Origin of the sequence: Duodenibacillus massiliensis (genome assembly GCF_928721995.1) — a bacterium.
Classification (GTDB): domain Bacteria; phylum Pseudomonadota; class Gammaproteobacteria; order Burkholderiales; family Burkholderiaceae_F; genus Duodenibacillus; species Duodenibacillus massiliensis.
The window spans coordinates 951,511-976,698 of sequence record NZ_OV788642.1; the positions used below are offsets into that span (position 1 = coordinate 951,511).

Sequence of the window (25,188 nt, forward strand, 5' to 3'; positions counted from 1 at the left end):
CCTCTTTACTTGACAAGACGTCCGCCCAGCGTATGCGGGAAGACATCCGTGATTTCAATGTTGACCATCTGGCCGATAAGCCTCGGACCGCCCTCGAAGGTGACGACGCGGTTGTTGTCGGTTCTCGCCGAAAGCATCCCCTCACCCTTTTTCGCCGGGCCCGTTACCAGACAGCGCTCAATGTTGCCGAGCATGGCCTTGGAAATTTCCGTGGCGCGGGCGTCGTTGACGGCCTGCAGATGCTGCAGACGCTTTAACTTCACCTCGTAAGGGGTGTCATCGGGCAGATCTGCCGCGGGCGTTCCTGGACGCTTGGAATACACAAAGGAGAAACTCGCGTCAAAGCCCACCTCATCAATCAGGCGCATCGTTTCGTTGAAGTCTTCCTCGGTTTCGCCGGGGAATCCCACAATGAAGTCCGTGGCAATGGAAATCCCCGGACGCACGGCCATGAGTTTGGCAATGCGGTTGAGATACCAGTCGTGCGTATAGCCGCGCTTCATGGCTTCCAGAATCCGGTCTGAGCCGCTCTGAACCGGCAGATGCACGTGGTTGGCGAGTTTGGGCAGCCGCCCGTAGGCTTCAATCAGACGGTCGGAAAATTCCGTCGGGTGGCTCGTGGTGTAGCGGATGCGTTCAATTCCGTCGATTTCGCTCACATATTCCAGAAGCAGCGCAAAGTCCACAATCGAGCCGTCGGCGCCGCGCCCGCGGTACGCGTTCACGTTTTGCCCGAGAAGCGTGATTTCCTTCACGCCCTGTGCGGCAAGAAGCGTGCATTCCACAAGCACGTCCATCAGAGGACGGCTGATTTCTTCGCCGCGCGTATAAGGCACCACGCAGTAAGAGCAGTACTTGCTGCAGCCTTCCATGATGGAAACAAAGGCCGCGGGCCCGTTGCTCTTGGGCGCAGGCAGACAATCAAACTTTTCAATTTCAGGAAACGTGATGTCCACTTGCGGGCGCCCGGTTTTCAGGCGCTCTTCAATCATTTTCGGCAGCCGGTGCAGTGTCTGCGGCCCGAACACAACGTCCACCCAGGGGGAGCGCTTCAGGATATTTTCACCTTCCTGGCTTGCCACACAGCCGCCCACGGCGATGAGAAGCTCCGGATTCTTTTTCTTGATTTCGCGGATGCGTCCGAGATCCGAGAAGGTCTTTTCCTGAGCCTTTTCACGAATCGAACAGGTCACGATCACAACGAGATCGGCTTCTTCGGGCGCTGCCACCCGCTCGTACCCGTTTTTGGCCATCAGGTCGACGATACGGGCGGAGTCATAGTCATTCATTTGGCAGCCGAAGCTGCGCAGATAGAGTTTTTTTGCGGTCACGGTTTACATCCGTCGGCGGAAAAATTTTTGAAGGCCGATATTTTACCCGTAAGCGCTAAAATGCTGAATTCTGTTGAAATCTCAGTCTGACGGCACCGATCGAAAAAATAAAGGCGCCTCACCTGCGTTCAGGATTACTTAGAGAATTGTGATGAAAGAAATCCGTACCCGTATTGCTCCCTCGCCCACCGGCATGATGCACCTGGGGACTGCCCGTACCGCCATTTACTGCTGGGCTGTGGCCCGGCACCTGGGCGGCAAGTTCCTGCTGCGCATCGAAGACACTGATCAGAAGCGCTCCACCGATGAGGCAACGCAGGTCATTCTCGATTCGATGAAGTGGCTCAACCTCGACTACGACGAGGGCCCCATCTATCAGATGGATCGTCTGGACCGCTACCGCGAAATCGTTGATCAGATGCTCGCCGACGGCCGCGCCTACAAGTGCTACGCCACCCCCGAAGAGCTCGATCAAATGCGCGAAGAGCAGCGTGCCAAGGGGCTTAAGCCCCGCTACGACGGCCGCTGGCGTCCTGAAAACTGCGTCGGCCGCCCGATTCCCGAAGGCGTCAAGCCCGTGATCCGTTTCCGCAATCCCGATGACGGCGACGTGTCCTGGGATGATGCCGTTTACGGCCCGATCACGATTTCCAACAAGGAACTCGATGACCTCATCATCATGCGTGACGGCATTCCCACCTACAACTTTGCCGTGGTGGTGGATGACTGGGACATGAAGGTCAGCCACGTGATCCGCGGTGCCGACCACATCAACAACACGCCGCGTCAGATTAATCTGTATAAGGCCCTCGGCGCCGAGATTCCGATTTTTGCGCACCTGCCGCTTATCAACGGGCCTGACGGACAGAAGCTTTCCAAGCGCCACGGTTCGGTGTCGGTGATGGAATACGAAGCCCGCGGGTTTCTGCCCGAAGCCGTCTTCAATTACCTCGCCCGCCTCGGCTGGGGCCACGGCAACATGGAAAAGTTCTCGCGCGAAGAGCTGGCCAAGGTCTTTGACCTTTCCGACTGCTCGCGTGCCGCAGCCCGCATCGACTTTAAGAAGTTCGAGTGGCTCAATGCCCAGTACATGAAGGAAGCCGATGACAAGCGTCTTGCAGACCTCACCCGTGCGCGCATTGAAAAGCGCGGCGGCAAGGTTGAAGGCGGCCCGTCGCTTGCGGGCGTCTGCGGCCTTTTAAAGACCCGTGCCGCCACGCTTGAAGCGCTGGCCGATGCCGCCCTCTTCTTCTATAAGCCCCTCGAGCGTGATCCGGAAGCGGTAAAGGCCGCTTTGGCTGACGGCAACAAGGAAGCGCTCCTTGCCTTCCGTGAAGAAGCTGCCAAGCTTGCAACGTTTGATGCGCCCTCCATTTACGGTGCCATCAAGGCCGTCATGGAAAAGCTCAACATCAAGATGGGCCCGATTGCCACACCGCTCAGAGTTTTGGTCTGCAACGTTGACCGTACGCCGCAGATTGACAAGACCCTGGAACTTTTCGGCAAAGACGAAGTGCTTGCCCGCATCGACAGCGGTCTGGCGATGGCAGCGTAAGACCTGAATTTCGGCTCACCGGCACGGCATGGAATTTCACACACATTGGGACGGTGTATATCGAACATTGGGACCCCCCCTTTCTCAAACATTGGGACAGTCCGTTACGGCGCCGAGCGAGTTAAGCTTCGGCGCTTTTTTATTGGAGGAACGCAGGACGACGGCGTACGGACAGCGCAGACTTTTCCACGGCTCTCCCGGCCGCTCACCCTACTAAGTGGGCCGTAGGCCGGGAGAGCGGTGGGAAAGTCGTGTTATCGGTTCAATCAGTCGCGTTTAATTCTTGGAATTGCTCCGTACTGTGCTTTATCTCTCATGGAAGGACCGTCCATTTCCAGTCTATGGCTGGATTTAACGAGTCGGTCCAAAATTGAATCGGCCAGTGTCGCATCGTTAAGAAATTCAGCCCAATGCCTTACCGGCAGCACACTGACAACCAGCGTGCTTTTACAGTGACACCTTTTGTCTATGATGTCATACAGGCCGGCCAGAGCTGATCGGTCAGCGGTTCCGATTCCCCAATCGTCAAGAACCAAGAGGTCTACTTGTTCCAACTCTTTACTGAGCTTCCTGTATTCCAAAAGAGCAGTTTCTCCGGCCTTAATTGCAGCCAGCAGGTGAGCAAGTCGGTAAGTTCTGGCAGTGAAACCAGCTAAACAAGCCGCCCTTGTCACGGCTGATGCCATCCATGTCTTACCGCAGCCGGTTTTCCCGGTGATGATGAGGTTTTGGTGGTGCCGGATCCAGTCACAACTGGCCAGCTGGGCAATGAATGCCTTATCCAGACACCTGACGGGGTCATAGTCAACGTCACTGAAGCAGGCATCGACGTAGCGAATTTGGGCATCCTGAATGCGACGCTTGAGCGCTTTATCTTCACGGCGGACGATTTCAGCTCTCAAGAGGGTTTCGATCCATTGAGCGTGTGTCAGGGCGGCTGTTGCGGGATCCTTGTCCAGTTCCCAGGCATGCTCACAGACACTGCTCATGCGCAACCGCTTAAACAGCGGCTTCAAATCAATAAATGACGTAGTCATCTCTGTTCCTTATTCATAGTTATTGCGGATGTTTTCGTGCCGGATGTCAACCGGCTCTGCTTCTTTGACAAAGAGACTGCGGTTAGTAGCCGCAGCAACGCTGTACTTTTCACTGAGCAGCTTTATGTAGCGGTAGCTCACGACATCGTCTTCCAGAGCTTGCGCTACGGCTTTGCGCAGAATGGCCGGCGTGTAGGTTTTGGTAAGCCTCAGAAGTGCGCAACAAGTGCGGCTGCCGGGAAATTTGCCCTGTTTGTCCTGCAGCACAGAGACAAGCCGATCTGCCAAGGCTTCGGATAATCCTTTTTGGATGAAAATCTTTATCCAGTCAGCCGGAGTCTTTCGATAACTCTTTTCTGCCGCAGTCAGGTGTTCTTCAAGAATGTGTGTTTTCTCACCGTGCTGATTCGTGCAGCGAATGTGCCGCCCCAGCATTTGATTGCTGTCCGGATCGTAAATCTCGACAGTGTTACTGCAGATGCGCACAGCAACTTTTTTATGCGCATAGGCGGCAGGAACGCTGTAGCGGTGCCCGGCATCAGAAGAGATACGAATGCAGTGTGCCTTGTCAGCAACGAGCAAGCGCCATTGCCCCAGTTCGTAGCGCAACGGCGGCAGAGCCCGCATACAGGATCGTTCTTCTTCCTCATATTTCTGGAGGCGTGATCCGGTTGAGCCTTTGGATCTGAACGGCTGGGCATTGATTTCATCAATGCGCCTGCGAATCAGGCTGTTAAGCGTATCGATATCCGGAGCCAGAATATGCGGCTGGTGCAGAGTCAGTTGAGCGATGATCCATCGCTCAACATCCCCGGCAGCGGCTTCTACCCGATTCTTCTGTTTGGGGCTTGCCGGCCGGCAAGCCCATGGTTGCATTGAGTAGTAAGCGCAGACTGAGCGCACTGCCGGCTGGATGTCAGGCTCATGCCAGTGAGCTCTTTGAACCAGGGCTCGGGCATTGTCCATGACCAGGACCTGGGGAGAGCCTCCGAAGTATTCCAAGGCTGAGATGACGCCGTCGAGCCAACTGGCTTGTGTTTCATCCTGGTAAGCCTTGCAGAAAATCAAACAACTGAATGGCAATGTCGCTACAAAGAGCCTCGATTTGTGGATCTCTCCATAGGAGTCAACCCAGGGAATGTCATCACCGACAAAGTCGATTTCCATTCTCTCGCCGGGCAAGCGTTGTGTGTTGCCTTCGATACGGAAAATGCCGTTGGCCTGCTTCCACTCGTTGTAGCGTCTGCAATATGACGCGTAAGTGTAGGTTTCCCCTTCAGCCTGCTTTTCGTACTCAGCGAAAAGCATTTGAAGTGTGACTTTTTTTCGTTTGAGAAGGCTGTGAACCTGTTCCCAGTCCGGATCAACACGTACTTTGCCTGTCGGCGGATAGAAGATCTTTTGAAGGTCTTCATCATCCAGCCCGCAAAGTTCTTGAGTAGACAAACCGGAATTGACTGCCGCCGTCCTGATGCGGCCTGCTGCGGTTTTGGAGATATGAAGCCATGCTTCAATCTCACGATAGGACATGTTTTCATCAAGGGCCTGCAAGACAGCCCTGATGTGCTCAGTTTGATGCTTTTGCATAAAGCCTCCTGTAGGTTAACAAGAGCACTTTTTGTTTAGCGTCAATCATTAGCGGACGGAAGGTGTGTACCTGTGTCCCAATGGTTAAGAATCAGTGTCCCAGTAGATAAGAATCAAAAATTTAGGCTTCTGTCCCAATCTTTAAGAAACCCCCGTCCCAGTGTTTGAGAAGCGCCGTGCCAATAAATAAGAAAAGCCACGGCAGTTGCACTTTTAAAAGTGTTTCTGTAAAATGCCGGTCTCTGCTTGAGAGGGCAGAAAAAAGTGTGCGCCGGTAGCTCAGTTGGATAGAGTACCTGGCTACGAACCAGGGGGTCGCGGGTTCGAATCCTACCCGGCGCACCAGAAATTCATTAAAAACCGTGAAGCAGCAATGCCTCACGGTTTTTTGTTATCCGCGCCCGGCGTTGCTCCGGCATCTATCGGCGCAATTGCCGACTGCCGCTTCCTGCTTTGTCTTTTCCCGTCCTACAATGAGCGGACGTTTTGGCAGCAATCCCTCGGTTGCGGTATTTGTCTTGACAAATACCGCTCCCGCCTCAATCATTTTTCCTCAGGACGGGGGACAGAGGCGCGCCAAACTTTGTCAGCTTTAAGCAGCTAAGTTTTGGACAAAATTTTCTTTTTTTGACCACTCGAACATCTGAAGCCCATATGACTCGAGTGCACTTTTCTCCTCTTCAAGTGCCTTGATGTTCTCATCATTCACAATCACAAAAGCGCTCGAATTTTGTTCTCGATTTTCTTTCGTATCGATCCATGAAAAAAGGGCACTCTTGATATTTGATTGTGTGGGATTATTCAGAAGTTTGATAAATCTTTCCCCGGCCTGCTTACTCTTAGGGATAATGAAATCAAATTGATGCGAATAATGGCTTTTGCCCATTACAATGATTCTTCTTGAGTTTCGTATGTCGTTATTGTCAAGCCAATCAGCAACATCTTCGAAGAAAAATCTTTCAATATTCGGCTTGGACAAATAAAACAAATCATTAACCGCCAGGATCGCCTGAAGCAGGAAATGCTTCTGACGGGCAAAATCCTGATCTGAAGCCCTGGCATAAATAGCGTTGTTCTCGTCAAGCGAGACACCGAACCCATTTAAAACCTGATCAAGAAGAAACTTTCTGCGGGAAGAGTTGACCTCACAACCCGACATAGCCAAATCATCCAGCGTAAAAGAGTCGTCGGTCAAATACCATCCTCGCTCATCATGCCTGACATAAATCTGAATATGGTCGTTATGTCTGTCAAGCATTGGCGTCGTAATTTCAACCCATTCTCCTGCCGCTACCGATTTAAATGTGGTTTCCTGCCTCAGCCACCGAAAGTACTCATCCGTCATGGCCTGAACTTGTTCGATAGTAGTCATTTCATTACTGCCCAAACAGATCAATTTCAATCACACAACTTTTGATATTGCAGAACCTCATGAAATCCTCAAGAACTGCGGATTTAGAAGCAGGATTGCTCAACAAGCCCTCCGGCACTGGGTATGCCACCTTATCCCCATATTTTTCCGAGTAAAGATGCAGATGGGGCACTCCGATCTTTGTTCCGTCAGGATTCGTATGCGGAGCATTGAAATCTAATCTGGCAAGAACATAGACCTGTCTGGCCCGGGTCTGATACGAGGTTGTCAAGGCTATACGCTTAGTTGTGATATCGAAAAGAAACTTTTCCCGACCATTCATTGCTTGCAATGGAACTTTTATCCGGCCGCCCAGCCCTGGAAAAGGCTCAGGTTTAATCCCCGGCTGGGGAACCTTTTCCATCTTCAGCAAAGCCTGTGCTTCCTCTTTCGTCAGTGCCTGTTCAGTCATTTTTTCTTTTGAATCAAAAGCCGTGTCGCCAATCATTGAACCATACTTCCAAGATCGGCTCCATCTGAGAGCTGAGAAAAAAGGACGAGAAATTTCAGCGCAGATATGAAAAAAGCCCGCCTTTTATGCGAGCTTACATCATCTGAAAACTTTTTATTTGGTGGAGATGAGGAGGATCGAACTCCTGACCTCTGCATTGCGAACGCAGCGCTCTCCCAGCTGAGCTACACCCCCAAATTTTTCTCACGAGAAAGACCAATGTCTCTTCGTAGGCGGTGCATTCTGCCTAAGTCGAAAGAAAAAATCAAATTTTTTCTGAAAAGCTCATAACCTGGCTCCAAGCAAACAACGACTTTTTCCTGCAAGCGCTGCTCTTCTCGCATCCGTTAAATCGTGCGAAAATTACGGGTCCTACAGATTTTCAGCCGGACGGAACGCGTTTTTGTCCCGCCCGTACCTATTGTTTTTTGAAAGTTCATCATGAGTCAGACCACCTCCAACGAACTCGCCAAAAGCTTTGAGCCGGCCGACATTGAAGCGCGCTGGTACCCCGTCTGGGAAAGCCGCGGCTACTTCAAGGCCGGCAGCGACCCCGCCAAGCCCGGGTTTGCCATTCAGCTGCCCCCGCCCAACATTACGGGCATCCTGCACATGGGCCATGCCTTCAACCAGACCGTGATGGATTCTCTGACGCGTTACTACCGCATGCAGGGCTACAACACGCTTTGGCTGCCCGGCACCGACCACGCCGGCATCGCCACGCAGATCGTGGTGGAACGCCAGCTGCAGGAAGAAGGCACAGACCGCCGCGCGATCGGCCGCGAAGCCTTTATCAGCAAAATCTGGGAGTGGCAGAAGTATTCCGGCGGCACGATTCTCAATCAGATGCGGCGCTTAGGCGACAGCCTTGACTGGTCGCGCCTTTACTTCACGATGGACGACAAGTTAAGCAAAGTCGTCAAAAAGACCTTCGTTCAGCTTTACCGTGAAGGTCTCATCTACCGCGGCAAGCGCCTCGTGAACTGGGATCCGAAGCTGCAGAGTGCGGTGAGCGACCTTGAAGTCGAAAGCGAGGAAGCTCCGGGCCACCTTTGGGAGATCCGCTATCCGGCCGCTGACGGCGGAGAAGGCGTCATCGTTGCAACGACCCGTCCTGAAACGCTTTTCGGTGACCAGGCCGTTGCCGTTCACCCCGAAGACGAGCGCTACAAGCACCTTGTCGGAAAGATGCTCAAGCTTCCGCTCACCGACCGCCTGATTCCGGTGATTGCCGACGAATACGTCGACCGTGAATTCGGTTCCGGCTGCGTGAAGATCACGCCTGCGCACGACTTCAACGACTTTGAAGTCGGCAAGCGCCACAACCTTGAGATGCTCAACATCCTCACCAAGACGGCGACGATGAACGACAACTGCCCGGAAAAGTACCGCGGCATGGACCGTTACGCCTGCCGCAAGGCCTGCGTCGAAGACTTAAAGGCGCAGGGCCTGCTGGTGGGCATCAAGGACATCAAGCACATGGTGCCGCGTGTGACGCGTACCGGTGAGGTGGTCGAACCCATGCTCTCCGAGCAGTGGTACATGGCGATGAGCAAACCCGCCCCCGAAGGCAGTCTCTTCCCGGGCAAGTCCATCGGAGAAGTGGGCCTTGAAGCCGTCACCTCGGGGGAAGTGAACATCTTCCCGAAGGAATGGCAGGGCGTTTACCGCCAGTGGCTCGAAAACATTCAGGACTGGTGCATCAGCCGTCAGCTCTGGTGGGGCCATCAGATTCCGGCCTGGTACGACGAAAAGGGCAACGTCTACGTTGCTGAAAACGAAGAAGAAGCTCAGGCTCAGGCCGGAGAAGGCGTCAAGCTCACCCGTGACGAGGACGTCCTTGACACGTGGTTCAGTTCCGCCATGGTGCCCTTCTCCACATTGGGCTGGCCTGAACCCCGGGGCGAAGACAAGGCCGCTTACGACCTCTACCTCCCCTCGACGGTTCTCGTTACCGGTTACGACATCATCTTCTTCTGGGTTGCGCGCATGGTCATGATGACCAAACACTTCACGGGCCGCGCTCCCTTTAAGAACGTCTACATCCACGGTCTCGTGCGTGATGCCGAAGGCAAGAAGATGAGTAAGAGCGAAGGCAACACGCTCGATCCGCTCGATCTTATTTCCGGCATTGACCTTGAGTCGCTCGTAAAGAAGAACACCCGCGGTCTGCGTCAGCCCGAAAAAGCCCCGCAGGTTGAAAAGCGCCTCAGAAAGCGCTACCCGGACGGCATTCCCTCGTTCGGCGCCGATGCCCTGCGCTTTACGATGGCTGCCTACGCCACGCTCGGCCGCAACGTGAACTTTGACATCAAGCGCTGCGAGGGCTACCGCAACTTCTGCAACAAGCTCTGGAACGCCACACGCTTTACGCTCATGAATATCGAAGGCAAGGACTGCGGCACCGGTGAAAACGCCAGCAAGCCCATGAGCTTCTCCTTCGTTGACAAGTGGATCATCTCCGAATTTGAGCGCACCGTGAAGGCCGTGAAGGACGCCTTTGCCGACTACCGTCTCGACAATGCCGCCAACGCCATCTACAGCTTTGTCTGGAACGAGTTCTGCGACTGGTACCTGGAACTTGCGAAAGTGCAGCTTTCTGACGCCGATGAAGCCGTGCAGCGCGCCACGCGCCACACGCTTGCTACGGTGCTTGAAGCAACACTGCGCCTGGCGCACCCCATCATCCCCTTCATCACCGAAGAGCTCTGGCAGAAGGTGAGCCTTGCGGCCGCAACACGCCGCCCGGACGAAGAAACGAGCATCATGATTGCCCGCTACCCCGAGTTCGATGAAAAGGCGCTCGACGCTTCGGCCGATGAAAAAATGGGCCTGATGAAGCAGATGATCGATGCTGTGCGTAACCTCAGAGGCGAAATGCAGCTGTCTCCCTCCGTGCGGGTTCCGCTTGCCGTTGAAGGGTGCGACGCCACGGTGAAGGCTTTTGCCGGGTACCTTTCGGCGCTTGCACGCCTTGCAGGCGTTGAACATGTCGAAGACATCAATGCGATTAACGAAGGTGCCGTTGCGCCGGTCGCGATCGTCGGCGACTTTAAGCTCATGCTCAAGGTTGAAATCGACATTGACGCCGAACGCGAACGTCTCACCAAGGAAGTCGCACGCCTTGAAAATGAGCTCAAGAAGTGTGAGGCCAAACTTTCCAACGCCTCCTTCGTGGAGCGCGCGCCCGCGGCGGTTGTTGACCAGGAAAAGAAGCGTCAGGCTGACTTCGCCGCCACCCTTGAAAAGGTGAAGGCGCAGCTTGCACGTCTGCCCAAAGCCTAAAGCAGGGTTTCCCTAAAAAAAGGCCGGGATGTTCCAACAGCATTCCGGCCTTTTTCTTTTTATGCGGCAAGCGCCGTTTCTTCTTCTCGACAGCCTTTACAGACGTCGCCCCAGCTTTCAGGCTGAGCAAGCGCTTCCAGTTCATAGAAATTCCGCGAGGAAACCCGCGTCTTCAGACGCGGGAGGAATCGCGGCTGTTTTTATTTTAAAAAATTGGTACCATACGCACTATGCTAAACATCGTTTACAGCAGAAACTGCGTCTATCAGACAGCTTACCATATGGTATGGTGCCCCCAGTACAGGAAATCCGTTCTCAGGGGTGGTGTTGCGCAGTCTCTGCGTGAGTTGCTTGAAAGCATATGCGCTGAAAGAAAGTATGAGATACTTTCTTTGGAAATTCAGCCGGATCACCTGCACCTGTTTGTCAGTTTTCCGCCGTCCGTCAGCATTGCCGACGCGGTGAGAGTATTGAAGGGTGCCAGTGCAAGGATGCTGCTGATGCGGCATCCGGAACTCAAAAATGAACTTTGGGCAGGCCATCTTTGGTCGCCTTCTTACTACGTCGGAACAGCTGGCAGTGTCAGTGCAGAAACGATCAAAAGCTACATCGAAAGGACTGAACACATCCGCGGACGGCGTTAGACGCGTTGAGGGGAGTGGCAAGTGTGTCCGCACAGCCTGCGTTCGGCTGGAACTACTCGATCCGGCAGCACACGAAAAGCTCGCAGCGACGCAGAGACTCTATGCGCAGGTGTGTAACTTTGTAGTTCCGACAGTAGCGGCGGACCGCACGAAGAGGCTCTGGCAGCGTTTCACGCTGCATCACGCAGTTTATGACAAAATCAAGGCAAAATTTCCTGATCTCGGCAGCCAGTATGCCTGTAACGTCATCCGCTCGGTGTCGGCAGCCTACAAGACGGAGCTTGCCAAGCATCCGGCACAGCTCAAAAGTGAGGACAAGAAGCTCAAGACGCTGGTGTTCAGGCACCCCTCGGTTCACGTCGACAAGAACACGCTGACATTTTTCCCTGACGGCACTGTTTCAATTTCAACCATCAGCGGTCGGATTCGGGCACGTCTGTGCCCCGGCCCTTTTCAAAAAGAGTTGCTGGCTTCTGGAAAGCGTAAGGAGTGCAACCTTGTTCTGCATCCCCGGAGAGGCCGGAAAGAAGCGTTTTGGGAGCTTCACATCGCAGTGGAGTCCCAAGGTTGTTCGGGCGAAGAGAATTTAAAGAATCTGAAAGCCGACGAGATCATGGGTATTGATGTCGGCGAGAACAATATTGCGGCCGTCAGCACGGGTCGTATTTGGAAAGCAGGAGTATTAAAGGATAAAAGAGACCGATATATGAGTCAGAGAAAGCGTCTTCAGCGCAACGGCTCTCAGAGTGCCAGACAGCACCTGAAAAAAGCCTCAGGCCGAGAAAGACGCCATGTGACGCATGTCAATAACGTTGTAAGCAAAGAGATTGTGCAGGAAGCCGCAAAGCGGGGTATCAAGTTAATCGCCCTGGAAGACCTGACGCATATCCGGGATCACATCAAGGCCGGGAAACGCATCAGAAGCCGACTGCACCGCTGGTCTTTCCGTGAGTTGCAGGAGATGATTGTTTACAAAGCGGCAGCCGCTGGAATCCGGTGTGTTTTCCTGGATCCGCGCTATACAAGCCAGACATGCTCACAGTGCGGGGCACCGGGCAAACGCCATAAGCACGGATTCCGCTGCAGCCAATGTGGTCACCTTGCGCACAGCGACTTGAATGCGAGCCGCAACCTGCAGGGTCTGTGCCGACAGCTGTCAGCACAGGGGCTGATGTAAACCAGCCTTATGTTGGGCCGTGTGATGCGGTTACAATAAAGCCCCCGTCTTCAGACGGGGGATTGTTTACTAAGTTTAAGAAAGACCGCCGTATGGTCGGCTCCGGCCGCAGGCCACACCGAGTCAAAACGCTTCAGTGACTCATCCAAAAACACCCGAACGCCCGGCTTTAAGGCAAAGGGGCAGACGCCGCCCGGCGCGTGCCCGGTGAGTGCCTCCACCTCATCAAAGGCAATGAGATGCGCCTTCTCACCGAAACGGTGCTTGTAGGTACGGTTGTCAATCTTGGCGTCGCCGGCGGTAACAATCACTATCGGACCGGTCTTAAGCCGCAGAGAAACCGTCTTGGCAATGCGCTCAGGCGCGCAGCCCAGGGTTTGTGCCGCCAGCTCCACCGTTGCGCTTGAGCCGTCCAAAATCCGCAGGCGGTCAGCAAAGCCGCGCGCCGTCATAAACGCTTTTACTTCTTCAAATGCCACTCTGTCTTCCTGAAAAAAAATCCCGCCGAGGTTTCGGACCAGGGCGGGCAGACAACCGGAAAAAGACGCATCAGTCCTTACGGATCCAGCGCCAGGCGCGCTGCGCAGGCATCACGTCGGTGCAGCCCGTGCACTGATCCTTGCCGCAGCAGTGTTCGCCCGTAGCGATCAGGCGCACGTCACCCTTGGCGGCAAGCCGCTCGCACATCATGGCGATAACGGGAGCCGTTGTCAGAAAACGCCGCGCAATCTGCTCTTCACCGATTGTTCCCTGTTCCTTAATAAAAGCCTTGAGTTCAGCCGTAGAAACCATATCCGTTTTGTCCTTTGTCGGGTATCAAAACGAACATACCCGGCAGTGTATTGATTGCACAGCCGGGTATGTTCTCACTCAGACGCTTGATTTAAGCAATGTCTGACGTATTACTGCGCAGCGATCGGAATCACCTTGGGGGCATTCAGACGGGCGCGCTTTACATAACTTCTCATCCAGAAGACCATACCGACGAGAAGCACCGCAGCGATCACGATGGAGAGAATGGCGTACATCGGATCCTGACTGAAGGTCCCCAGACGGTAGACGATCGTGGAAGTCGAAAAACCCATGATCGTGGTCCAGCAGGCGAGAAACACCGTCCAGACCGCGCCGGCTTCACGGAAGACCGCAGCCACCGCCGCGCCGCAGGGCATGTAAAGCAGAACCATCAGGAGGTAGCAGAAGGCGGCAAAACCGGTACCGAAGAGCTGATGCATGATGCTCACGGAGTCAACCGAGACTTCCTGCTCTTCAGCCGCAGCTGCCGTATCGCTTAAGTCACCGACTTCGATACCGAGCGGATCGAGCAGTGCGCCGCCCAGACCTGCGAGGTTTTCACCCACCACGCCCACGGCTTCCTTAGTGATGTCGACAAGGCTCCAGCCCGCGTCTTCTTCAGCTTCTTCAGCCGGAGCAGCACCGTCGGCGGCAGCCGCCTTCTTGTTGGCTTCAGCCGCCATCGTTTCATAGAGGGAGTTCATCGTACCGACGACGGCTTCCTTCGCGAGAATACCGGTGAAGATACCCACGGCAGCCGGCCAGTTTTCTTCCTGAACGCCCATCGGCTGGAAGACAGGAACAATCGTCTGACCGATCTTGGAGAGAACGGACTTATCGCTATCGGCGTTACCGAAGGAACCGTCGACACCCCAGCTGTTTAAGAACTGCAGGCAGGCAACGATCACAACGATCACCTTACCGGCACGCATCACAAAGCCCTTGAGGCGGTCCCACGTACGGATCATGACGCCCTTGAAGGTCGGCATATGGTACGGCGGAATTTCCATCACAAAGGCAGAAGTTTCACCCGTGAGAACGAACTTTTTGAGGATAAAGCCCGTAAAGACGGCAGCCACAATACCGATGAGGTAAAGAGCGAACACGAGGTTCTGGCCGTTGGTGGGGAAGAAGGCTGTTGCAAACAGAACGTACACCGGCAGACGGGCGCCGCAGCTCATAAACGGAGCCATCATGATCGTGGTGATACGGTCAGCCGGACGGTCAATGGTGCGCGTTGCCATAATGGCGGGAACGTTGCAGCCGAAACCGACAATGAGGGGCACGAAGGCCTTGCCGGGCAGACCCAGAGCGCGCATCAGGCGGTCCATCACGAAGGCCGCACGGGCCATGTAGCCGGAGTCTTCGAGGATGGCCAGGAAGAAATACAGGAAGAAGATCACCGGGATGAAGGTGGAGACGGTCTGAATACCGCCGCCGATACCATCAGCGAGGATCACCTTGAGCCATTCGGGGCAGCCGATGCTTTCAAGCAGCTGACCGAACCCGTCAACGGCCACGCCGCCCACGAAGATATCGAAGAAGTCAATGAAGGCAGCGCCGAAATTCTGCGTGAAGAGGAACATCACGTACATCACGAGCAGGAAGATCGGCAGACCGAGCCAGCGGTTCAGAACCACGTGGTCGATCTTATCGGTGACGGTTGCGGAAACTTCGCCTTCGCGCTTAATCGCCTTTTCAGCGATGCCGGCCACAAACTGGTAACGGGCATCGGCAATGGCGATATCAAGGTCACCGTCAAATTCCTTGTTCAGGGGTTCGACGATGGGCTTGACGGCATCCACAGCGCCCGCAGGGAGCTTATCGGCAATCCCGGGGGCGTTTTCCATGAGCTGCACGGCAAACCAGTTGGGGCGTTCAACACCGAGCTTGGCAAGCTGATCTTCAACGGCGTGAGCGCAGTGGGTGATCTTTTCGTCAAACTTCACGGTCATCGGCGGCACGAAGGGCTTCTTCAGGAAGTCGCTGATGGCGCCCTTGAGTTCCTCCACGCCCTTATTGCGGGCGGCGACCATACCGATCACCGGGCACTTCAGAAACTCCTGAAGCGCTTCCAGATTGATCTTAAGGTGGTGGGCTTCGGCAATATCGAGCATGTTCACAACGACAATCATCGGAACACGCATTTCGATTAACTGCGAGGTGAGGTAGAGGTTACGCTCGAGGTTGGATGCGTCAACGATGTTCACGACGCAGGACGATTCATTCGTGAGAATGTAATCGCGCGCGACGCGTTCGTCTTCACCGGCTGTGCTCGCAGGCGTAATGGAATAAATGCCGGGAAGGTCGACGATTTCGATGTCTTCGCCGTTGTAGCTGTAGTGGCCGACCTTCTTTTCAACGGTGACGCCCGGCCAGTTGCCGACTTCCTGATGCGCACCGGTGAGGGCGTTAAAAAGCGTTGTCTTGCCGCAGTTCGGGTTACCGACAACGCAGATTGTCTGCCTGGACATGTTGTGTGATTCCTCAGTTGGAATGTTCTTTGCCGGAAAACCCTCTTTATGAGAGGGCAACCTCCATGATGGCGGCCTCGTCCTTACGGACGCTGATGAAGCTGCCTCTTACCCGAATTTCAATCGGATCGCCCAGGGGGGCGATACGCACAACCTCAAAAGAGGTACCGGGCGTGGCGCCGAGCATCAGCAGACGACGGCGGTATTCCACCGCGTCCTTGCTGTAACTGACGATACGGCCCTTGTCACCGGGCTTGAGATCTTTCAGCAACATGATTCTTCCTTAGTGAACGTAAATCTTTTCTGCCGTGGCGTAGTTAACGCCGATACGGCCGTCACCGACAGCGACCAAAATGGTCTGATTTTCGCCGCCGCACAAGACGCGGACAGTGCTCCCGTGGCGCATGCCGAGGTCAGAGAGACGGTCAGCCTCCCCCTGCTCAAGCTTCATCTTCACGACCACTGCTTCAACTCCCTGCGGCAGTTCAGATAATTTTTTGAGCTGCGACACACCACTGACTGACATTTTGTTTACTGCCTTCCATAAAACAACTACTTGAAGCCAGCCTTCAATACGGGCCGACCTTCACAAAACGGGATACTAATGAGAGTTATTCTCATTTGCAAATTTTTACAACTGTTCATACTTTCCGAAAACCATAAAAAAACGCCCCGGACCAGTAAGCACGGGCTGTGCCGGGGTCTGAGGCGTTTTTTCAGCAGCTATTGGTTGTTTGCAGCTAATAGCCTGCAAATTACAAGGTTATTTTTTCTTCGGCAGGCGCTTAATGAGTGAAGACGTGTCAAAACGGTTGCCGCCCAGCGCCTGGACATCTCCATAGAAACTGTCAACCAAGGCCGTAACCGGAAGGCTTGAACCGTTGCGGCGGGCTTCGGCAAGCGCAATACCCAGATCTTTTCTCATCCAGTCAACAGCAAAACCGAAATCAAAGCGGTCTTCAAGCATGGTTGTGCCGCGCGCAGACATCTGCCAGGAGCCTGCCGCTCCCTTTTCAATGACCTTGAGCACCGTCTTCATGTCAAGCCCCGCGTTTTCGCCGAACCGGATGGCTTCGGAAAGCGCCTGAACAAGCCCTGCGATACAGATCTGATTGCACATCTTTGCAAGCTGCCCGCTGCCTGCCTCCCCGATACGCGTGACGGCGCAGGCGTAGGCGGCAATCACGTCCTTAACGCGCTCAAAATCCGACGTGTCGGCCCCGCACATCACGGTGAGAATCCCTTTTTCGGCACCGGCCTGACCTCCGGAGACGGGCGCATCGATAAAGTGCCGGCCGTTTGACTTGAAAAGCGTAGCCGTCTCGCGGGCAACACCGGCCGAATCCGTCGTGTTGTCCACGAAAACGGCGCCCGCCTTCATTCCAGCAAGCGCCCCGTTTTCGCCGAGAATCACACTTCTTAAATCATCGTCGTTTCCGACACAGGCAAAAACAACGTCAGCACCGGAGGCTGCCTCCTTGGGCGTGAGGGCACGGCTGCCCCCGAATTCCTTCACCCACTTGTCAGCCTTGGCCGTGGTCCGGTTATAAACGGTCACGCTGTGACCGGCTGCGAGAAGGTGACCTGCCATCGGATAACCCATAACACCCAGACCGATAAAGGCAACACGTCTGGGTTCGGTCACCGGATAAGCTGCTTTCTTTTCAAACATGATCTGCGTCCTCACTGAGGTGTGTCTTCGGTCTCATCGCCGGCTTCACAGTACTCACCCAAGGCTTCACCCCAGGCGTAAAGCGCATCTAAAACCGCCTGACGCGCCTCGTACTTGGCTTCATCGATCGTGCCTTCCGCAACGAGCGTATCGTTAATCTCGGCCTGACGGTCGATTTCGTTAAAGTAGTCTTCAAAGCCGCGCACCCCCGGAATTTCACCGGAAAGTCTTTGGGCACAAAACGCGCGGCGCGCTTTCTTTTCTTCCGGGGTGAGTGTCTCAGGCCAGTTGCGAAGCCGCATGCGCCAGAGCATTTCCGTAAGGCGCGGATCTTCAAACGAAAGCCTGCCTTCAGCCACGGCCTGCGTGAGATCAGCGGGCGAATAGCTCTGGGCCCGGATCATGAGCGTGCGGTCATTGGCGGGTATAAGTCCGCCGTAAAGCGCGGCATCCAGATCGGGCTGCGCCGCCTCTTCGGGCTTTTCTTCCGGCATCCGGCTTGAATAGACTGGGCTCACAAGTTCCTTCTGAATTTCCGCAAGATGCTGCATGTTTTCCAGGCAGCGCGCTTTATCAATACCGAAACGCGCACAGACAGCATCCGTCAGAACCCGCAGGTCATTACAAACAAAAGGCGACTGATTGACCTTGAGGGAGGCAAGCGAGAGGCGCTCTTCGCCGTTAAGTTCCTCGCGCGTACCGAAGGCGCGGCGGCGGATTTCTTCCGGGGGCATACCAACCAAAACCCGCGGATCCTCGCGGCAGTCCCAGACGAGGTATTCGTTTTTGTTGACGGGCGCAATCGTAATCGGCAGCACCACACGGATGTAGCCGCGCTTCTGCCCCGCTCTCGGATCCACCCACACACAGGGTTTTCCGCTTTCCAGAGCCGCCACAACCGATTTCTTGCTGCGGTTGGCAAGAGCCCACTGCCAGAGCTTGGGCTGCTTGCCGGCAATTAACTTTGCAAGATCAATCGTTGCTTCAACGTCGCTTGCGGCGTCGTGTGCGTGGGTGTGGGAGATGCCGTTGGCCTGAGTGAGTTTTTCAAGCCGGAAGGTCACGAGGTCTGCGCGGGCCGGATCAACGCCCCCCGTCAGAGGCCATTCAATACCTTCGGGCCTGAGGGCCCACACCGCAAGAACAAAGGGAAAGAGATCCCAGCGCGAGCAGCCGTTCGCCCACTCCCGCTCATAGGCATCGTAAAGGTTGCGCCAGAAGAGGTTTCGGGTCACCTCATCGTCAAAGCGCATGGAGTTGTAGCCCACGGAGAGTGTCTCGGGCTCGATCATCGCAGCCCGGATTTTTTCCGCAAAGTCGTGTTCGCAGCACCCCTTCGCTTCGGTGAGCTGCGGCGTGATTCCGGTCACCAGGCATGCCGTGGGCTCCGGCAGATAGTCCTGCGAAGGTTTGCAGTACCAGATGTCGGGCTCACCCAGACGGTTAAAGTTCATGTCGGTACGGATACCGGCAAACTGTGCCGGCCTGTCGAGTTTTCTGTCCAGGCCGAAGGTTTCATAGTCATGCCAGTAAATCGTGGGCCCGACGGCTTTTTCTGTTTCAGGGAGGTCCGGCATAGGTTGAACTTTCTAAATTAAAGGCTTGATCTTTTGACTCTAGCACGCCGCCCGGCGTTTGGCTTGCCGCGGCGGAAACAAAAAACCTGCAGTAGGCGCTTGTGACGGGCGCCCGGCCTGCAGGTTTTCTAATGCTGGGCAGTGTGCCCGCTTAAGCGATCTTGGAGTAGCCGCCCGCGCGGTCGGATTCACGCAGATAGCGGTCAAACTGCATCGCAACGGCGCGCACGAAGATCTTGCCCTTGGGGCTCACGATGATCTTTTCCGGCGTAAGAACCACGAGTTCGTGCTTGGCGTAGGCCTGCAGCTTCTTTAATTCATACGCGAAGGTTTCATCGAAGTTGATGCCGAATTCAGCCTCAATCGCGCGCTTGTCGATTTCAAAACGGCACATCACCGTCATGATGACCGCACGGCGCAGCTTGTCTTCTTCCGAGAGCCTAAAGCCGCGGCAGGTCGCAAGACGTCCGGCGCGGATTGCCTCAGCGTACGGCTCCACGTCGCGGGGATTGCAGGCGTAGCCGCCGCCCACAAAGGAAATGGAGCTTGCGCCCAAAGCGACCATATCGCATTCGGCTCGAGTGGAATAGCCCTGGAAGTTACGCTGAATGGTGCCGTTAATCTGGGCAATGGAAAGCTCATCAGTTTCCTTGGCGAAGTGATCCATCCCGATGTAGCGGTAGCCGTTGGCGGTCAGGCGACGGATCGCATCAAACATGATGTTGACCTTTTCCACCGTGGAGGGCAAGTCCGCGGGCAGAATCCGGCGCTGCGCCTTAAAGTGATTGGGCAGGTGCGCATAGTGGTAAAGCGCGATACGGTCGGGCGAGAGATCAATCACCTGATCAATCGTCTTTTTAAAGGTCTCCCGGGTCTGCTTGGGCAACCCGTAGATAAGATCCATGTTGATCGAGTGAAAGCCGTTGGCGCGGGCCTCCTGCATCAGATCGCGCGTCATCTCAAAGGGCTGGATGCGGTTAACCGCCTTCTGCACGTCCGGATTAAAGTCCTGAACACCGAGACTCATGCGGTTAAAGCCCGCACGCTTTAACGCCTGTACCTTATCGGCCGGGCACGTTCTCGGATCCACTTCGATCGAAAACTCGCCGTCCTTTGCGAAAGGAAAGCGCTTGGCGATTTCGCTCATCAGGTACTCGATCTCGTCGTTATCGAGAAAGGTCGGCGTGCCGCCGCCCCAATGGAGCTGCTCAAGTTCCGTTGAACCCGTGATAAAGCCCTTCACAAGATCAGCTTCCTTGAGAAGCACCTCAAGATAGTCCTTAGCGCGGCTGTGGTCGCGCGTCACGATCTTGTTGCAGCCGCAGTAGAAGCAGACGTCGTGGCAGAAGGGAATATGGGCGTAGAGCGAAAGGCCCGCGGGCTTTTTCGCGTCCTTGCGGCCCGCGAGTTCGGCTTCATAGTCTTTTGCGGTGAACCCGTCGTTGAAACGGTCAGCGGTCGGATACGATGTGTAGCGCGGCGCCGGCACATCAAATTTCTTCAGCAGTTCGGAATCAGGCAGTTCCACACCGCGCATTACAGGGTCAGACATCGGGGCACCTCAAAAAGTATGACCAAAAACAAAAGTTCGCCGAAGACAGCGCGCTATTCATGCCTTCATTGACAGACGTCAACACTGTTAATAGTATTGGTACTTTCTGTGGTGTAAGGCAAAAGCGCTTTCTGCGGGCACTTCCGGACCGCAACAATCCGGAACTGCGCATTGTATGCAGACATTCTCCCGACGGGAATGTCGCTAAGTCTAGGCGCAACAGATTATTTTTTTATTACCCGGCGCCGTTTTTTGCGTCACTGTGATGCAATTCATCTGCGGCCGGCCCGATAACCAGCGGACTCACTGAAAAAAGATGCTCAACAACCCCAACATCAACATGGCCACGCTCAGAGTCGCCTGTTCCAACTGCAATCTGCGCGAACTGTGCCTGCCCGTCGGGTTGAACCTCAAGGAAATCGAGCAGCTCGAAGAAATTGTGAGCACCCGACGCCGCGTCAAGCGCGGCGATGCGCTTTACCGTGCAGGCGACAAGTTTGAAGCGCTTTACGCAATCCGCCTGGGCTTTCTTAAAAGCGCGGTGATGTCCAGTGACGGTCGTGAGCAGGTCACAAGCTTTCATATGTCGGGCGACATCGTGGGCCTTGACGGCCTGGCAAGCATGGTCTACTCCAGTGACCTCATCGCCCTGGAAGACACGGAAGTCTGCATTCTGCCCTTTGCGCGGCTTGAAGAACTTTCCGAAGAAATGCCCACTTGGAGCTCGCACTTTCAAAGGCTTTTGGCGCGCGAAATCGTGCGTCAGAACGGCGTGATGCTGCTTTTGGGTTCCATGCACGCCGAAGAGCGGCTTGCCGCCTTCATTCTCAATCTTTCCCAGCGCTTTGAACAGCGCGGCTACTCCCGCAGCGAATTTGTGCTCCGCATGACGCGCGCCGAAATCGGCTCTTACCTGGGGCTGAAACTTGAGACCGTGAGCCGCGTGCTCTCACGCTTTTCGCACGACAACCTCATCATCGTCAACCAAAAGCACGTGCAGATTCTCGACTTTGACGGACTGCGCGCGATCGTAAGCGGCCAGACGTTCTTTGACAACCACAGTGCCCAAGTCAAAAACGACATGAAGATTCACAAGACCGCACGCGGCATTGATGACTTGGTGGCACCTTCGGAATAAGCCCGCCCCGCCTTTTTCCGCCCGACTGTTGCAGCGTGCAAAAGTTGCCGCGCAGCCGGGCCCTGTGCCGCTAAAATAGCGGCATCATTTTTTTCGGAGAGTCTCTGAAGAGGGGCGTCTGCGCGTTGTCTTCCGCGTGTTGCGCAGCGCCCGCTTCCGCGCATAAATCTCAAGCAGCGGAGGTTTCAGGGAGCATTCTCCTTCACCACTATTGGAGCATTGCGCAAATGGCACTTGTGAGCATGCGTGAGCTGCTGGATCATGCAGCCGAAAACGGTTACGGCGTACCGGCCTTCAACGTCAACAACATTGAGCAGGTTCAGGCCATCATGACCGCCGCCGCAGAAGTCGACGCCCCGGTCATCATGCAGGCTTCTGCGGGCGCCCGTAAGTACGCCGGTGAAGCCTTCCTCAAAAACATGATCGAAGCCGCGGTCGAAACCTGGCCCGATGTGCCGGTCTGTATGCACCAGGACCACGGTCAGAGCCCGGCGGTCTGCCAGATCGCCATGCGCATGGGCTTTACCTCGGTCATGATGGACGGGTCACTGATGAGCGACGGCAAAACGATCGCCCCCTATGACTACAACCTCGCCGTCACCAAGCGTGTGGTGGAAAACGCCCACTGCATCGGCGTTTCCGTTGAAGGCGAACTCGGCTGCCTCGGCTCCCTGGAAACCATGAAGGGCGACAAGGAAGACGGCCACGGCACCGACGCCACGATGACGCGCGATCAGCTTCTCACCGACCCGGATCAGGCCGCCGAATTTGTCCGCGAAACGCAACTTGATGCCCTTGCGATCGCAATCGGCACGAGCCACGGCGCCTACAAGTTCACCCGCAAACCCTCCGGCGACATTCTTTCCATTGACCGCGTCAAGGAAATTCACGCGCGCCTGCCGAACACTCACCTCGTGATGCACGGTTCGAGCTCCGTGCCGCAGGAGTACCTCGCTGAAATCCGCGAGTTCGGCGGACAGATGCGCGAAACCTACGGCGTGCCGGTCGAGGAAATTCAGGAAGCGATCAAGCACGGTGTGCGTAAGGTGAACATCGACACGGATATCCGTCTTGCGATGACCGCTGCAATCCGCCGCTATCTCGTTGAAAATCCCGACGGCTTTGATCCGCGCGCCTACCTCAAGAAGGCCCGCCAGGCTGCCTACGAACTCTGTAAGAGCCGCTACATCGCCTTCGGCTGTGAAGGTCAGGGCAGCAAGATTCACGCCACGCCCCTTTCCGTGATGGCCTCGCGCTACGCTGACGGCACGCTCGCTCAAAACGTCCGTTAAGAAAGCAGCACAAGACACAGACAAAGCCTGCCGAGAGCACCGAGCGCCGCGGCAGGCTTTTTTGATTTTTTTCGTGTTATGACTGAAAAAACCGCAGCCGACCTCAAAGGCAAAACCGGCATCCGCCGGCTCATCAACGCCACGCGCTACTCCTGGCAGGGCATCCGTACGACTTTCGGTAAGGAAGAAGCCTTCCGGCAGGAGTTCATCCTTGCCGTCATTCTGATTCCGGTTGCCTTCTTTCTGCCGGCGGCTTGGTCTCTGAAACTCTGGTGCATCTTTTCGCTGATCTTCCTTTTGGTGACGGAATTACTCAATTCCGGTATTGAAGCCGTCGTCGACAGAATCGGTCCGGAACTTCATCCCCTTTCCGGTTTTGCCAAAGACTGCGGCAGCGCCGCCGTACTTTTTGCACTGATCTTTGTGCTGATTGTGTGGCTTGTTGTACTTTTTACAATTATTTTTGGTTGAAATGCCTAGTGGCAGTGCGTTTAGAATTCCAAGCATCAATAATTCTCTGTTACGGGGAGAGACAATCCAATGTCCGGTTTAATGCAGACAAATCTCAAGAGCCTGCCGCTCGTTTACCGCGGCAAGGTCCGTGAGTGCTACGCCGTCGGTCAGGACAAGCTTCTGATGATCGCGAGCGACCGCATCAGTGCGTTTGACAGCATTCTGAGCGTTCCGATTCCCAATAAGGGTAAGGTTCTCACGCAGATCACCCAGTTCTGGTTCGACAAGCTCACGCAGGGCATGCCCAATCAGTTAACGGGCATTGATCCCGCAACGGTTGTTGCGCCCGACGAAGTCGACCAGGTCACGGGCCGCGCCATGGTTGTCAAGCGCCTCACCCCGATTCTGATTGAGTGCGTTGCCCGCGGCTACATCATCGGCGGCGGCTGGAAGGACTACCAGGCCACGGGCAGTGTCTGCGGCATTAAGCTCCCCGAGGGGCTCAAAATGGCCCAGAAGCTTCCGGAACCGATCTTTACGCCCGCAGCCAAAGCCGAAATCGGCACCCACGACGAAAACATTTCCTTTGAAAAGGTCGTGGAAATGTACGGCAGCGACGTTGCGCAGAAAATCCGCGACTACACGCTCGACCTGTACACCCGTGCCGCCGAATACGCGGCCACCCGCGGCATCATCATCGCCGACACGAAGTTTGAGTTCGGCCTTGATGAAAACGGCAACGTCTGCATCATGGATGAAATGCTCACGCCCGACAGCTCGCGCTTCTGGCCGGCTGACCAGTACACCCTCGGCATTTCGCCCCCGAGCTACGACAAGCAGTTTCTGCGTGACTGGCTCGAATCCACGGGCTGGAACAAGGTGCCGCCCGCTCCGGTGCCGCCCGAGGACATCATCGAGAAAACCTCGATGAAGTACCGTGAGGCACTTGTTAAACTCACAGGTAAAGACGTGCAGTAAGTCTCTGCCGCCCGAGATATGCCGGGAGCGACTCCCGGCAGCGCGCGCCGTCCGGTCTCATCCGTTTGTCAGAATGAGCCGCGGCGCGCCTTTGCTTTATTAAGAGAAAAAACTATGACTCAGTGCGATCAGAAGCCCGTTGTCGGCATTGTGATGGGTTCAAATTCCGACTGGCCCGTGATGCAGAAAGCCGCCGAAATTCTCAAGGCCTTCGGCGTGCCCTACGAAGCCCGTGTGGTAAGCGCGCACCGTATGCCCGATGAGATGTTTGAGTACGCCGCCACCGCGCGTGACCGGGGTCTTGCCTGCATCATCGCGGGTGCGGGCGGCGCCGCACACCTGCCCGGTATGCTCGCCGCCAAATGCGTGGTGCCGGTTTTGGGGGTTCCCGTGCCGTCAAAGTACCTCCGCGGCGAAGACAGCCTCTACTCGATCGTACAGATGCCCAAGGGCGTTCCGGTTGCCACCTTCGCCATCGGAGAAGCCGGTGCCGCCAACGCGGCGCTTTACGCCGTCACCATTCTCGCCGTTACCGATAAGGCGCTTTACGCCAAGCTGCAGGACTTCCGCAAGGAACAAAATGCCAAGGCCCGCGCCATGGAACTGCCGTCTCTTTAAAAAAAGATCAACTCGTCAATAACCCCTGCCTGAAGGCAGAGGCTTGAAAGAGCCTTTATTGACTAGTCTCAGCAAACCTCCTTGGGGAGGCGAGCTACGTTGGTTGGGAATGTACAGGCACCGTGGGATGTTCATCCTAGTTCCACGCTCTGCGGCCAGTGGTT

At 55.3% G+C, this 25,188-nt stretch carries 22 protein-coding genes and 2 tRNA genes; 10 read left to right on the forward strand and 14 right to left on the reverse strand.

Annotation, left to right across the window (positions count from 1 at the left end; genetic code table 11):
- Positions 1–5: 5 nt before the first annotated feature.
- A complete protein-coding gene (miaB, locus tag NXF97_RS04305) occupies positions 6–1,331 on the reverse strand; it encodes a tRNA (N6-isopentenyl adenosine(37)-C2)-methylthiotransferase MiaB (RefSeq protein ID WP_022373869.1) in 1,326 nt (441 codons plus the stop codon).
- A gap of 151 nt (positions 1,332–1,482) precedes the next feature.
- On the opposite strand from miaB, the gene gltX reads away from it, so the two are divergent.
- A complete protein-coding gene (gltX, locus tag NXF97_RS04310) occupies positions 1,483–2,886 on the forward strand; it encodes a glutamate--tRNA ligase (RefSeq protein ID WP_022373870.1) in 1,404 nt (467 codons plus the stop codon).
- A 266-nt stretch (positions 2,887–3,152) separates the two neighbouring features.
- Here gltX and NXF97_RS04315 read toward each other — a convergent pair whose 3' ends face one another.
- A complete protein-coding gene (locus NXF97_RS04315; RefSeq protein ID WP_274955417.1) occupies positions 3,153–3,923 on the reverse strand; it encodes an ATP-binding protein in 771 nt (256 codons plus the stop codon).
- A 9-nt stretch (positions 3,924–3,932) separates the two neighbouring features.
- On the reverse strand, positions 3,933–5,510 hold the full coding sequence (gene istA, locus NXF97_RS04320) for an IS21 family transposase (RefSeq protein ID WP_274955416.1): 1,578 nt from the start codon (positions 5,508–5,510) through the stop codon (positions 3,933–3,935).
- A 268-nt stretch (positions 5,511–5,778) separates the two neighbouring features.
- Here istA and NXF97_RS04325 point away from each other — a divergent pair.
- A tRNA-Arg gene (locus NXF97_RS04325) sits at positions 5,779–5,855 on the forward strand.
- Between the two features lie 247 nt (positions 5,856–6,102).
- On the opposite strand, the gene NXF97_RS04330 is transcribed toward NXF97_RS04325, so the two are convergent.
- The 3 genes from NXF97_RS04330 to NXF97_RS04340 form a co-directional block, all read right to left on the reverse strand.
- Positions 6,103–6,882 carry a DUF1829 domain-containing protein gene (locus NXF97_RS04330; RefSeq protein ID WP_274956575.1) on the reverse strand — a complete coding sequence of 260 codons (780 nt, stop codon included), beginning with the start codon at positions 6,880–6,882 and terminating at the stop codon, positions 6,103–6,105.
- A 4-nt stretch (positions 6,883–6,886) separates the two neighbouring features.
- Entirely contained in the window at positions 6,887–7,369 is a 483-nt protein-coding gene (locus tag NXF97_RS04335) for a DUF6978 family protein (protein WP_022373872.1), read from the reverse strand.
- 122 nt (positions 7,370–7,491) lie between these two features.
- Positions 7,492–7,567, reverse strand: a tRNA-Ala gene (locus NXF97_RS04340).
- A gap of 246 nt (positions 7,568–7,813) precedes the next feature.
- On the opposite strand from NXF97_RS04340, the gene NXF97_RS04345 reads away from it, so the two are divergent.
- From NXF97_RS04345 to NXF97_RS04355, 3 genes are all read left to right on the forward strand, one after another.
- On the forward strand, positions 7,814–10,657 hold the full coding sequence (locus NXF97_RS04345; protein WP_022373873.1) for a valine--tRNA ligase: 2,844 nt from the start codon (positions 7,814–7,816) through the stop codon (positions 10,655–10,657).
- A gap of 230 nt (positions 10,658–10,887) precedes the next feature.
- Positions 10,888–11,301: an IS200/IS605 family transposase gene (gene tnpA / locus NXF97_RS04350; protein WP_074009392.1), complete on the forward strand. Its 414-nt coding sequence runs from the start codon at positions 10,888–10,890 to the stop codon at positions 11,299–11,301.
- A 109-nt stretch (positions 11,302–11,410) separates the two neighbouring features.
- The gene (locus tag NXF97_RS04355) at positions 11,411–12,478 is read left to right on the forward strand and encodes an RNA-guided endonuclease InsQ/TnpB family protein (protein ID WP_274956576.1); all 1,068 of its coding nucleotides are present in this window, start codon (positions 11,411–11,413) and stop codon (positions 12,476–12,478) included.
- Positions 12,479–12,528: 50 nt separating this feature from the next.
- Here NXF97_RS04355 and NXF97_RS04360 read toward each other — a convergent pair whose 3' ends face one another.
- From NXF97_RS04360 to hemN, 8 genes are all read right to left on the reverse strand, one after another.
- Positions 12,529–12,957: a YbaK/EbsC family protein gene (locus NXF97_RS04360; protein WP_274956577.1), complete on the reverse strand. Its 429-nt coding sequence runs from the start codon at positions 12,955–12,957 to the stop codon at positions 12,529–12,531.
- A 70-nt stretch (positions 12,958–13,027) separates the two neighbouring features.
- Positions 13,028–13,270 (reverse strand): FeoC-like transcriptional regulator, encoded by a 243-nt coding sequence (locus NXF97_RS04365; protein ID WP_022373191.1) that lies wholly within the window; start codon positions 13,268–13,270, stop codon positions 13,028–13,030.
- Positions 13,271–13,380: 110 nt separating this feature from the next.
- A complete protein-coding gene (feoB, locus tag NXF97_RS04370; RefSeq protein ID WP_274956578.1) occupies positions 13,381–15,744 on the reverse strand; it encodes a Fe(2+) transporter permease subunit FeoB in 2,364 nt (787 codons plus the stop codon).
- 46 nt (positions 15,745–15,790) lie between these two features.
- Positions 15,791–16,018 carry a FeoA family protein gene (locus tag NXF97_RS04375; RefSeq protein ID WP_022373194.1) on the reverse strand — a complete coding sequence of 76 codons (228 nt, stop codon included), beginning with the start codon at positions 16,016–16,018 and terminating at the stop codon, positions 15,791–15,793.
- A gap of 9 nt (positions 16,019–16,027) precedes the next feature.
- On the reverse strand, positions 16,028–16,270 hold the full coding sequence (locus NXF97_RS04380; RefSeq protein ID WP_274956579.1) for a FeoA family protein: 243 nt from the start codon (positions 16,268–16,270) through the stop codon (positions 16,028–16,030).
- Between the two features lie 237 nt (positions 16,271–16,507).
- Positions 16,508–17,416 (reverse strand): NAD(P)-dependent oxidoreductase, encoded by a 909-nt coding sequence (locus NXF97_RS04385; protein ID WP_274956580.1) that lies wholly within the window; start codon positions 17,414–17,416, stop codon positions 16,508–16,510.
- A gap of 11 nt (positions 17,417–17,427) precedes the next feature.
- Positions 17,428–18,993, reverse strand: a complete 1,566-nt coding sequence (sbcB, locus tag NXF97_RS04390; protein WP_274956581.1) for an exodeoxyribonuclease I — start codon at positions 18,991–18,993, stop codon at positions 17,428–17,430.
- Positions 18,994–19,144: 151 nt separating this feature from the next.
- Entirely contained in the window at positions 19,145–20,545 is a 1,401-nt protein-coding gene (gene hemN, locus NXF97_RS04395) for an oxygen-independent coproporphyrinogen III oxidase (RefSeq protein WP_274956582.1), read from the reverse strand.
- Between the two features lie 316 nt (positions 20,546–20,861).
- Here hemN and fnr point away from each other — a divergent pair, with 316 nt between their 5' ends.
- From fnr to purE, 5 genes are all read left to right on the forward strand, one after another.
- Positions 20,862–21,683 carry a fumarate/nitrate reduction transcriptional regulator Fnr gene (gene fnr, locus NXF97_RS04400; protein WP_274956583.1) on the forward strand — a complete coding sequence of 274 codons (822 nt, stop codon included), beginning with the start codon at positions 20,862–20,864 and terminating at the stop codon, positions 21,681–21,683.
- A 227-nt stretch (positions 21,684–21,910) separates the two neighbouring features.
- Positions 21,911–22,975 carry a class II fructose-bisphosphate aldolase gene (gene fba / locus NXF97_RS04405; protein WP_274956584.1) on the forward strand — a complete coding sequence of 355 codons (1,065 nt, stop codon included), beginning with the start codon at positions 21,911–21,913 and terminating at the stop codon, positions 22,973–22,975.
- 78 nt (positions 22,976–23,053) lie between these two features.
- The gene (locus NXF97_RS04410; protein ID WP_274956585.1) at positions 23,054–23,446 is read left to right on the forward strand and encodes a diacylglycerol kinase; all 393 of its coding nucleotides are present in this window, start codon (positions 23,054–23,056) and stop codon (positions 23,444–23,446) included.
- A 69-nt stretch (positions 23,447–23,515) separates the two neighbouring features.
- Positions 23,516–24,406: a phosphoribosylaminoimidazolesuccinocarboxamide synthase gene (locus NXF97_RS04415; protein ID WP_022373202.1), complete on the forward strand. Its 891-nt coding sequence runs from the start codon at positions 23,516–23,518 to the stop codon at positions 24,404–24,406.
- Between the two features lie 114 nt (positions 24,407–24,520).
- Positions 24,521–25,024 (forward strand): 5-(carboxyamino)imidazole ribonucleotide mutase, encoded by a 504-nt coding sequence (gene purE / locus NXF97_RS04420; RefSeq protein ID WP_274956586.1) that lies wholly within the window; start codon positions 24,521–24,523, stop codon positions 25,022–25,024.
- Positions 25,025–25,188 lie beyond the last annotated feature (164 nt).

Excerpts from the sequence above, each read along its gene's own strand:
- tnpA (WP_074009392.1), top strand. The coding sequence starts at position 10,888 with ATGCTAAACATCGTTTACAGCAGAAACTGCGTCTATCAGACAGCTTAC.
- NXF97_RS04330 (WP_274956575.1), bottom strand. The coding sequence starts at position 6,882 with ATGACTACTATCGAACAAGTTCAGGCCATGACGGATGAGTACTTTCGG.
- NXF97_RS04410 (WP_274956585.1), top strand. The coding sequence starts at position 23,054 with ATGACTGAAAAAACCGCAGCCGACCTCAAAGGCAAAACCGGCATCCGC.
- sbcB (WP_274956581.1), bottom strand. The coding sequence starts at position 18,993 with ATGCCGGACCTCCCTGAAACAGAAAAAGCCGTCGGGCCCACGATTTAC.
- fnr (WP_274956583.1), top strand. The coding sequence starts at position 20,862 with ATGCTCAACAACCCCAACATCAACATGGCCACGCTCAGAGTCGCCTGT.
- NXF97_RS04385 (WP_274956580.1), bottom strand. The coding sequence starts at position 17,416 with ATGTTTGAAAAGAAAGCAGCTTATCCGGTGACCGAACCCAGACGTGTT.
- istA (WP_274955416.1), bottom strand. The coding sequence starts at position 5,510 with ATGCAAAAGCATCAAACTGAGCACATCAGGGCTGTCTTGCAGGCCCTT.
- gltX (WP_022373870.1), top strand. The coding sequence starts at position 1,483 with ATGAAAGAAATCCGTACCCGTATTGCTCCCTCGCCCACCGGCATGATG.
- NXF97_RS04415 (WP_022373202.1), top strand. The coding sequence starts at position 23,516 with ATGTCCGGTTTAATGCAGACAAATCTCAAGAGCCTGCCGCTCGTTTAC.
- NXF97_RS04380 (WP_274956579.1), bottom strand. The coding sequence starts at position 16,270 with ATGTCAGTCAGTGGTGTGTCGCAGCTCAAAAAATTATCTGAACTGCCG.
- NXF97_RS04345 (WP_022373873.1), top strand. The coding sequence starts at position 7,814 with ATGAGTCAGACCACCTCCAACGAACTCGCCAAAAGCTTTGAGCCGGCC.
- hemN (WP_274956582.1), bottom strand. The coding sequence starts at position 20,545 with ATGTCTGACCCTGTAATGCGCGGTGTGGAACTGCCTGATTCCGAACTG.
- fba (WP_274956584.1), top strand. The coding sequence starts at position 21,911 with ATGGCACTTGTGAGCATGCGTGAGCTGCTGGATCATGCAGCCGAAAAC.
- NXF97_RS04335 (WP_022373872.1), bottom strand. The coding sequence starts at position 7,369 with ATGATTGGCGACACGGCTTTTGATTCAAAAGAAAAAATGACTGAACAG.
- NXF97_RS04315 (WP_274955417.1), bottom strand. The coding sequence starts at position 3,923 with ATGACTACGTCATTTATTGATTTGAAGCCGCTGTTTAAGCGGTTGCGC.
- purE (WP_274956586.1), top strand. The coding sequence starts at position 24,521 with ATGACTCAGTGCGATCAGAAGCCCGTTGTCGGCATTGTGATGGGTTCA.
- feoB (WP_274956578.1), bottom strand. The coding sequence starts at position 15,744 with ATGTCCAGGCAGACAATCTGCGTTGTCGGTAACCCGAACTGCGGCAAG.
- NXF97_RS04365 (WP_022373191.1), bottom strand. The coding sequence starts at position 13,270 with ATGGTTTCTACGGCTGAACTCAAGGCTTTTATTAAGGAACAGGGAACA.
- NXF97_RS04375 (WP_022373194.1), bottom strand. The coding sequence starts at position 16,018 with ATGTTGCTGAAAGATCTCAAGCCCGGTGACAAGGGCCGTATCGTCAGT.